This is a genomic window from Treponema sp. OMZ 805, assembly GCF_050937395.1.
GTDB lineage: Bacteria > Spirochaetota > Spirochaetia > Treponematales > Treponemataceae > Treponema.
On sequence record NZ_JACCLP010000028.1, the window covers coordinates 1 to 3,213 of the forward strand.

The 3,213-nt window shown below is 49.3% G+C and carries 2 rRNA genes; both read left to right on the top strand.

Annotated features, from left to right (window positions below):
* Positions 1-11: 11 nt before the first annotated feature.
* Positions 12-2,979 (top strand): 23S ribosomal RNA (locus tag HGH47_RS12035).
* A 113-nt stretch (positions 2,980-3,092) separates the two neighbouring features.
* Positions 3,093-3,206, top strand: a 5S ribosomal RNA gene (gene rrf, locus HGH47_RS12040).
* Positions 3,207-3,213 lie beyond the last annotated feature (7 nt).

Below are 3,213 nucleotides of genomic sequence, written 5' to 3' on the forward strand. Positions count from 1 at the left end.
GAACATAATATGGTCAAGCGAAGAATAGGTTTATGGTGGATGTCTTGGAGCCAACCGGCGAAGAAGGCCGTGATAAGCTGCGAAAAGCTTCGGGGAGGAGCACATATCCTGTGATCCGGAGATTGCCGAATGGGGTAACCCGATAGGAGAGATCCTATCATTACGCTCTTGAATAAAATAGAGAGGTAAAGCGATACTGAGTGAACTGAACCATCTAAGTAACTCAAGGAAAAGACATCAACATGAGATTCCGAAAGTAGTGGCGAGCGAAATTGGAAGAGCCCAAACCCGTTAAACGGGGGTTGTAGGGCTGCACGGGCTTACGTACAGCAAGTGATAAAATGAATGTATAGTAGAAAGGTTTTGGGAAAGCCTGACAGAGAGGGTGAAATCCCCGTATACGAAATACAGTCATCTTGCCGGTGCAGTACCTGAGTACGGCGGGACACGAGAAATCCTGTCGGAATCCGGGTCGACCACGATCCAAGGCTAAATACGAGTTGGCTACCGATAGCGGACAAGTACCGTGAGGGAAAGATGAAAAGAACCCCGGTGAGGGGAGTGAAATAGAACCTGAAACCATAAACCGACAAGATGTTACAGCCCCTTGTGGGTAGTAGCGTGCCTTTTGTAGAATGAGCCTGCGAGTTACGGTATGCAGCGAGGTTAAGGAATAGGAGTTCCGGAGCCGGAGGGAAACCGAGTCTGAAATGGGCGAAGGTGAAGTTGCATGTCGTAGACCCGAAGCCAGAGTGATCTAGTCATGAGCAGGTTGAAGCAGCGGTAAAACGCTGTGGAGGACCGAACTACAATCTGTTAAAAAAGGTTTGGATGACTTGTGACTAGGAGTGAAAGGCTAAACAAACCTGGAAATAGCTGGTTCTCCCCGAAATGCCTTTAGGGACAGCCTTATACAAAATTACCGGAGGTAAAGCACTGGATGGACTAGGGGGCTTCACCGCCTACCAAACCCAATCAAACTCTGAATGCCGGTAATCAACGTATAGGAGTGAGACTGCGTGCGACAAGGTTCGTAGTCAAAAGGGAAACAGCCCAGACCGTCAGCTAAGGTCCCGAAATACTGCTTGAGTGTGAAATGAAGTGTGGATACCTAGACAGCCAGGAGGTTGGCTTAGAAGCAGCCATTCCTTAAAAGAGTGCGTAATAGCTCACTGGTCGAGTATACATGCGCAGATAATGTAACGGGGCTAAGCAGTATACCGAAGCTACGGGTCTTACACGATTTAAGTGTAAGGCGGTAGGGGAGCATTCCATGGACTGATGAAGGTGTACCTGACAGGGGCACTGGAGGGGATGGAAGAGAGAATGCAGGTATAAGTACACGAAAAGAAAGGTGAGATTCCTTTCCGCCGAAAACCTCAGGTTTCCTGGGTAAAGGTCATCTGCCCAGGGTTAGTCGGCCCCTAAGGCGAGGGCGAAAGCCGTAGTCGATGGGAAATCGGTTCATATTCCGATACCTTTTATAATTTCGATGGCAGGACGCATGAGGCGAACCCCGGCCGGAGAACGGTTGTTCCGGTCGAAGTTTTCAAGCCGTTATGAAGGATAGTAGGCAAATCCGCTATCCAAGGTGAGAAGCAACAGCGAGTGGATCGATGAGAGAAGCGAAGCGGGAGTAGTCATGGTGCCGGGAAATACTGTCTAAGGTTAAGGTTATAAAAGACCGTACCGTAAACCGACACAGGTAGGTAGGATGAGAAATCTAAGGCGCTCGAGAGAACTCGCGTTAAGGAACTCGGCAAAAAGCACACGTAACTTAGGGAGAAGTGTGACCTCTGTTTAGTAATGAGTGGAGGTAGCATAAAGCAGGCCCAGGCGACTGTTTATCAAAAACACAGCCATCTGCGAACCAGTAATGGGACGTATAGGTGGTGACACCTGCCCGGTGCCGGAAGGTTAAGAGGAGCGGTGAGCAGTAATGCAAAGCTGTCAATTGAAGCCCCGGTAAACGGCGGCCGTAACTATAACGGTCCTAAGGTAGCGAAATTCCTTGTCGGGTAAGTTCCGACCCGCACGAATGGTGTAACGTATCTGGGCACTGTCTCAACGCGAGGCTCGGTGAAATTTATATACCGGTAAAGAAGCCGGTTACCCATAGTTAGACGGAAAGACCCCGTGAACCTTCACCGTAACTTACTATTGGGACTTGGTTTATCATGTGTAGAATAGGTGGGAAACAGTGAAACTTGCTCGTTAGGGTGAGTGGAGTTGCCAAGTGAAATACCACCCTTGATGAATTAGGTTTCTAACCCGTTCCGTGAAGCCGGAATGGGAACAGTGGTAGGCAGGCGGTTTGACTGGGGCGGTCGCCTCCTAAAATGTAACGGAGGTGCGCGAAGGTCTCCTCACGTCGGTTGGAAATCGACGCAGTGAGTGTAAAGGCACAAGGAGGCTTAACTGCAAGAGTGACAGCTCAAGCAGATACGAAAGTAGGTCTTAGTGATCTGGCGGTCGCGAGTGGAAGCGCCGTCACTTAACGGATAAAAGGTACTCCGGGGATAACAGGCTGATTTTCCCCAAGAGTTCACATCGACGGGAAAGTTTGGCACCTCGATGTCGGCTCATCGCATCCTGGGGCTGAAGTAGGTCCCAAGGGTTTGGCTGTTCGCCAATTAAAGCGGTACGTGAGCTGGGTTCAGAACGTCGCGAGACAGTTCGGTCCCTATCTGCTATGGGCGTTGGATATGTGAGAGGAGCTGCTTTTAGTACGAGAGGACCGAAGTGGACGAACCTCTGGTGTACCAGTTATCCTGCCAAGGGTAAGTGCTGGGTAGCTATCGTTCGGAAGGGATAACCGCTGAAGGCATCTAAGCGGGAAGCCCGCCTCAAGATTACATATCCCTCGGGGTTTAACCCCGCTAAAGACTCCTTGCACACTACAAGGTTGATAGGTTGCAGGTCTAAGCACAGTAATGTGTTATAGCCGAGCAATACTAATAAGTCGTGAGGCTTGACCATATTATCTTCTCTTCTTTACTTTTTCCCCTTGCTCTTTCTTTCCTGTCGCTTACAATAACAAAGCGCTTCCCTTTATTTAATAAATTTCGTTTCTTTTGTTTCGTTTTTTATTGCCCGGTTGCCATAGTGGAGAGGTCATACCCGTTCCCATCCCGAACACGGAAGTCAAGCTCTCATTACGCCGATGATACTGCTCATTCGAGTGGGAAAGTAGGTAGCTGCCGGGCTTTTTTT